Genomic DNA, 6,141 nt, shown 5'->3' with positions numbered 1-6,141 from the left:
GCGTGGATGTCGACCCCGCCGGCGAGCTGGGCGGGTGCGTTTCGGCCCGGCGTTCGCCCCGCCCACCGGGCGGGGTCACTTTCGCACGGGAATCGACCGACTCCGGTGCGAAAGTGACCCCGCACCCGGGGTGAGCGGGCACCCCCGCCGCCCGCGCCGCGCCGCCCGCGCCGCCCGCACGCACCCGCGCCGCCGCCCGCCCAGGAACTCTTCCCGCCCCCGGATGCACTCTGCCCCCGCACGTGGTGACGTGCGGGGGCAGGAGGCGGCGGGACGAGTGCGGGACTCAGCCTCCGAGAGCGGCCGACACCACGGCGCGTGCCTCGGCCTGCACCTCTGCGAGGTGCTCGGGTCCGCGCAGGCTCTCGGCGTACAGCTTGTAGACGTCTTCGGTGCCCGACGGGCGCGCGGCGAACCAGGCGTGCTCGGTCTGCACCTTCAGCCCGCCGATCGCGGCGCCGTTGCCCGGTGCGTGCGAGAGCTTGGCCGTGATGTCCTCGCCGGCGAGGGTCGTCGCCGTGACGGCATCCGGGGCCAGCTTGCCCAGCGTCGCCTTCTGCGCGGGCGTCGCCGGAGCGTCGACCCGCTGATAGGCCGACGATCCGAAGGCCTGCTCGAGTTCGGCGTACCGCTCCGACGGCGTCTTGCCCGTGACGGCGATGATCTCCGCGGCGAGCAGGCACAGCAGGATGCCGTCCTTGTCGGTCGACCACACGGAGCCGTCGAACCGCAGGAACGACGCACCGGCCGACTCCTCGCCGCCGAACGCCACCGACCCGTCGAGCAGTCCGGGAACGAACCACTTGAAGCCCACGGGAACCTCGAGCAGGCGGCGACCGAGCGACTCGGCCACCCGGTCGATGATCATCGACGACACGAGGGTCTTGCCGATCGCGGCGTCGCGGGGCCACTCGGACCGGTGCGAGAACAGGTAGTCGATCGCGACGGCCAGGTAGTGGTTGGGGTTCATCAGCCCGGCGTCGGGGGTGACGATGCCGTGGCGGTCGGCGTCGGCGTCGTTGCCGGTCAGCACGTCGAAGTCGCCCTTCTTGGCGACGAGCGAGGCCATGGCCGAGGGGGAGGACGGATCCATGCGGATCTTCTCGTCCCAGTCCAGCGTCATGAAACGCCAGGTGGGGTCGACCTCGGGGTTCACGACGGTGAGGTCGAGGTCATACACCTCCTTGATGAGCGCCCAGTACTCCACGGACGCGCCGCCGAGGGGATCGGCGCCGATGCGCACTCCGGCGTTGCGGATGGCATCCATGTCGATGATCGTCGCGAGGTCGCGCACGTAGGCATCGCGGAAGTCGTAGCCCGGAATCGCATCCCAGTCGACGTCGGCGAAGCGCTCGCGCTTCACATCGACCAGTCCGCCGGCGATCAGCTCGTTGGCGCGGTCGGCGATCCACCCGGTCGCGTCGGTGTCGGCCGGTCCGCCGTGCGGCGGATTGTACTTGAAGCCGCCGTCGCGCGGGGGGTTGTGGGAGGGGGTCACGACGATGCCGTCGGCACGGCCGGCGGCATCCGCGGGAAGGTCGCGATTGAAAGTGAGGATGGCGTGGCTGAGCGCAGGGGTCGGGACCCAGGCGTCGCGGGAGTCCACGCGGACGTCGACCCCGTTCGCGACCAGAACTTCGATGGCGCTGCGCTCGGCGGGCAGCGAGAGGGCGTGGGTGTCGCGACCGAGGAACAGGGGGCCGGTGATGCCCTGACCTGCGCGGTAGTCGACGATCGCCTGCGTCGTCGCGAGGATGTGGTTCTCGTTGAAGCTGCCCGTGAGCGACGAGCCGCGGTGGCCGCTCGTGCCGAACGCGACCCTCTCGGCGGCGACGCCGGGGTCGGGGATGCGATCGTAATAGGCGGCGATCAGTTCGTCGACATCGATGAGGTCAGTTTCCTCCGCGGGGAGGCCGGCACGGCTCGTCATGCAGACAGTCTGCCCCCATCCGGGTCTGCGCGCATCTTCTGGGCGTCTGCGGGTGCCCTAAGGTGAAACGCGTGACTGCACGCCGCACCTACAGCTATCTCGGCCCCGCTGGAACGTTCACCGAAGCAGCGCTCGATCAGGTCGCCGAGGCACGCGGTCAGGACCGGCGTGCCGTGCACAACGTGGGCGAGGCGCTGGCGGATGTGCTCGAGGGGCGCAGCGACGCGGCGATGATCGCGATCGAGAACTCGATCGAGGGCGGTGTCTCGACCACGCAGGATGCTCTGGCCACCATGCCGGGTCTGCGGATCATCGGGGAATACCTGGTGCCGGTGAACTTCGTGCTGGTCGCCCCGCGCGGCACCGTGCTGTCGGACGTGCAGGTCATCGCCGCACACCCCGTGGCCTACGCGCAGTGCCATGGCTGGCTCGGCGCTCACCTGCCGACCCATTCCCATGTGCCCGCCGCGAGCAACGTCGCCTCGGCGATCGGGATGCTCGACGGGAGCCTCCCGGTGCAGGCGGCCATCGCCGCACCCGGCGTCGTGAAGCACCTCGACGTCGACGTCCTGGCGGAGGGGATCGGCGACAACGCGCAGGCCGTCACACGCTTCGTGCTCGTGACCCGCACCACCACGGCTCCCGCCCCGACCGGCGCCGACAAGACCTCGCTCATCGTCGAGCTCCCGAACGACCATCCCGGGTCGCTGCTCGAGATGCTCGAGCAGTTCTCGACGCGCGGCATCAACCTGTCGCTGATCCAGTCACGCCCGATCGGGGACGAACTCGGCCGCTACCGGTTCGTGATCGATGCCGACGGGCACATCGAGCACGAGCGCATGGCCGACGCGCTGCTCGGCATCCGTCGGTTCAGCCCGCGCGTGGTGTTCCTCGGGTCGTACCCGCGTGCCGATCGTCAGATCGTGCAGTACCCGGAGCGGTACTCCGACGAGATCTTCGTCGAGGCGCGCGACTGGCTGCGGGGAATCCTCTCGGGCGAGCCCGACACCTGAGCCTCGCGGCCGCCTCGCGTCGCCGCGGTCGTCCGGCCGTCAGTGCTCTTGGAACCTCGGCCAGGCGCTGCCCGGCCGCATCCGCGCATGCAGCGCGCCCTTCGCCGACTCGAGGGTCGGGTACACGCCGGATGCGGCGTCGGATCCCGCCATCACGACCGTGTAGCCCTCGTCGTCGTGGCGGACGCTGCCGACCACGCCGTTCGTGCCGTAGGCCACCCAGAGTGCCAGGGTCTTGGTGCTCATCATCGAACCCCTTCCGTTGAGGGTGACGCTACGCCTCGGGGCACCGGAATACCAGCCCCGCGGGACGTGTCGCGCTCACCTCCGCCCGTGCCGGTGCGGGTTCGCACCGCGAGCCGCGATCTGCGCGGGGTCGATTTCGCATCGCGATCTGCGCGGGGTCAGTTTCGCATCGCGATCTGCGCGGGGTCAGTTTCGCATCGGAAAGGGCGCTTGGGGGTGCGGAAGTGGCCCCGCTCGGAGAGGGTGCGGAAGCGGAGGCTCGGAGGCTCGGGTGGTCGGTGGGCCGGCGGGGTCAGTTTCGTATCACGGTCTGAGCGGGGTCGTTTTCGCATCGGAAAGGCCGCTTGGGGGGTGCGGAAGTGGCCCCGCTGGGAGGCTCGCGTGCGGAAGTGGCCCCGCTCGGACAGCCGGATGCGGAAGTGGCCCCGCTCGAAGAGTCGGAGGGCGACGGGCCGCGGCGGGCCGGGGCGAGGACGCGAGGGAGGAGAAGGCGGGAGTCAGCGGCGGGATGCCATCGCGTGCCGGATGCGCTCCAGCAGCGGCCGTGTGTCGGCGAGGTCGAGCTGGGTCACTCGGATGACGATCCATCCGAGACCCTCGAGTTCTCGCTGTCGCTGAATATCGCGCCGCCACTGGTCGCGGCTGGTGCGGTGGCCATCGCCCTCGTACTCGATCGCGATCCTGAGGTCGGGATAGGCGAGATCGCTTCGCGCGATGAGCACGCCGTTCTCGTGGATCTCGTGCTGTACGACGGGTTCGGGAAGACCGCCCGTGACGAGGGCCAGCCGCGTCTCGGTCTCCTTCGGCGATTCCACTCCATCACGTGTGCGGGACAGCGCATCTCGGATTCGTCGGGAACCGGGAAAGCGGACCCAGGCCTGCAGACGCTGCTCGATGTCGGCCGTGGTGAGCGTCGGACGCCCCACCCGCCGCCCGGGGTAGTTGTCCGCCGTGGTGATAATGGCGTCGAGCGCGATGACCACCTGATCGTCGGTCAGCGTCCCCGCGCACATGAACAGCGCCGTGACCGGATCGACGAGCGGGATCTCGCCGATCCGCCAGGGATCCGCGCGTCCCTCTGCCAGGCGTAGGCCGGTGACGCCGTGGCTGCGGACGCGGGCCGAACCGGTCGCCACGACCACGGTGATCGGTGCATCGATGCTCCACTTGCCGGGATGCGGATACCCCCACACCCGCATCGCCGTCTCCCCGCCGATGAGCTGACCGCGTCGAAGCCGCGGTGCGAGCGCGGCCACGCGCTCGAGCGCCGTCTCCGCCGTCGTGATCGACCGGACCCCGCGGAACGGACGGTCGAGATCACGTGCGGCCAGACGACCACGGCCTACACCTGAGGCCGCAGCCTGCCGCACGGTGAAATGGCAGGCGAGTTCGTCGGGCAGGAGTATCCGATGGCGCATCCGACCAGCATGGACACTTGACGCAGCGCTCGGGCATCCTCGTCGCCGGATTTCCGGGGAATGTGAATAAGTCGCGCCTGTGGACAGCATCCGCGGGCAGGTCGTGAGTCGATCGCTTCGGGGCCGGTGGGGTGCGGGGCCATTTCCGCATCCGGCTGCCGGCGCGGGGTCACTTCTGCATCCGGCTGCCGGTGCGGGGTCACTTCTGCATCCTCAAGCGACGTTTCGGGTGCGAAATTGACCCCGCCTGGATGCGGGCGGACGTCCGGCCGGACGCCGTGCAGGCGCTCCGCGAGAACGTCGGACGGGAGAGCGTCGGATGGGAGAGCGTCGGATGGGAGGACGCCGGACGGACGCCGGACGGGCCCTCCCGACCGGACGAGCCCTAGGCCGCACGGACCGCTCCGGTCCGGTCCGGGCAGGCGTACCGGACCGGCCGAGCCCTACGCCGCGGCGGCGATGAGCTCGAGTGTCTGAGCGCGACCGGCGGCGCTGTCGCGCGGCTCGGACTCGTACGCCCCGGCGACCGGCGACAGCATGACCTCGTCGACGCCGTGCTTCGTGGCGAACTCTCGCACCTCGGCGGCGACCGAGTCACCGGTGCCGACGAACCAACGCGAACGCGCAGCCTCGACGACCTGGTCGGTCGCGGCATCCGTCTCGGCGGCCAGTGCCTCTTCGACGGTCTCGAGCGCGACCAGCGGCTTGTTCAGGCGCAGCCTCGCCATCATGCGCAGCTGCGGCAGGGCGCGGGCCTCGGCCTCTTCCTGCGTGGGCGAGGCCACGGCGTTCACGGTGAGGAACGTCTGCGGCTCGGGGTGCTCCTCGCTCGGCTGGTAGCCGGTGCGGTAGAGATCGAGGGCTCGCTCGAGACCCTGCCCCGAGAAGTGGTTCGCGAACACGTAGGGCAGTCCGTGCGACGCGGCGAGCTGGGCCGAGTAGTCGCTCGATCCGAGCAGCCACACCACGGGGGCGCCGGTCGCAGCCGGGGTGGCCCGCACGGTGTATTCGCCGCCGGAGGTGAAACGCAGCGACGCGCCGTCGCCCGACACGAGGGCGCCGATGTCCTGCACGTGGCGGGGGAACTGCTCGACGTCGCTGGTGGTGCCCGATCCGCGCAGCAGCTGGGTGATCACGGGGTCACTGCCGGGGGCGCGACCCAGGCCGAGGTCGATGCGTCCGGGGGCGATGGCCTCGAGCGCGGCGAACTGCTCGGCCACGATGAGCGGCGCATGATTGGGCAGCATGACGCCGCCGGACCCGAGACGGATCTTCGACGTGCGCATCGCCGCAGCCGCGATCAGCACCGGGGGAGTGGTGGATGCCACGGCGGGCATGTTGTGGTGCTCGGCGAACCAGAAGCGGCGATAGCCGAGTCGGTCGGCGACGGCCGCGAGGGACAGGGAGGCCGTGATGGCCTCGGCGCTGGTCTGCCCGGTACGCACCGGGACGAGGTCGAGAACGGAGAGAGCAGTCACCCCGGTCTCAACGCCGGGCGACAGCGGCGCATTCCCGACGGCGGAACGGATGCGGA

General features: G+C 70.6%; 5 protein-coding genes. 1 reads left to right on the top strand and 4 read right to left on the bottom strand.

Features of this window, described 5'->3' with window-relative positions; genetic code table 11:
- Positions 1-286 precede the first annotated feature (286 nt).
- On the bottom strand, positions 287-1,930 hold the full coding sequence (gene pgm, locus ABTZ43_RS07445; RefSeq protein ID WP_149422275.1) for a phosphoglucomutase (alpha-D-glucose-1,6-bisphosphate-dependent): 1,644 nt from the start codon (positions 1,928-1,930) through the stop codon (positions 287-289).
- Between the two features lie 62 nt (positions 1,931-1,992).
- Here pgm and pheA point away from each other — a divergent pair, with 62 nt between their 5' ends.
- Positions 1,993-2,943, top strand: a complete 951-nt coding sequence (pheA, locus tag ABTZ43_RS07440) for a prephenate dehydratase (protein ID WP_149422276.1) — start codon at positions 1,993-1,995, stop codon at positions 2,941-2,943.
- A 39-nt stretch (positions 2,944-2,982) separates the two neighbouring features.
- Here the strand turns inward: pheA and ABTZ43_RS07435 are convergent, their stop codons facing one another.
- The 3 genes from ABTZ43_RS07435 to ABTZ43_RS07425 all read right to left on the bottom strand — a co-directional run bounded on the left by ABTZ43_RS07435 (position 2,983) and on the right by ABTZ43_RS07425 (position 6,085).
- The gene (locus ABTZ43_RS07435) at positions 2,983-3,189 is read right to left on the bottom strand and encodes a methyltransferase (RefSeq protein WP_235564067.1); all 207 of its coding nucleotides are present in this window, start codon (positions 3,187-3,189) and stop codon (positions 2,983-2,985) included.
- Positions 3,190-3,686: 497 nt separating this feature from the next.
- Positions 3,687-4,607: an endonuclease domain-containing protein gene (locus tag ABTZ43_RS07430; RefSeq protein WP_350538363.1), complete on the bottom strand. Its 921-nt coding sequence runs from the start codon at positions 4,605-4,607 to the stop codon at positions 3,687-3,689.
- Between the two features lie 443 nt (positions 4,608-5,050).
- Positions 5,051-6,085 (bottom strand): LLM class flavin-dependent oxidoreductase, encoded by a 1,035-nt coding sequence (locus ABTZ43_RS07425; RefSeq protein ID WP_262492045.1) that lies wholly within the window; start codon positions 6,083-6,085, stop codon positions 5,051-5,053.
- Between the last annotated feature and the right edge of the window lie 56 nt (positions 6,086-6,141).

This window comes from Microbacterium sp. NPDC097977 (genome assembly GCF_040302605.1).
In the GTDB taxonomy this organism is placed as follows: Bacteria; Actinomycetota; Actinomycetes; order Actinomycetales; family Microbacteriaceae; genus Microbacterium.
Note: the sequence above shows the minus strand (reverse complement) of the source record. Positions and strands in the feature narration are given on the sequence as shown.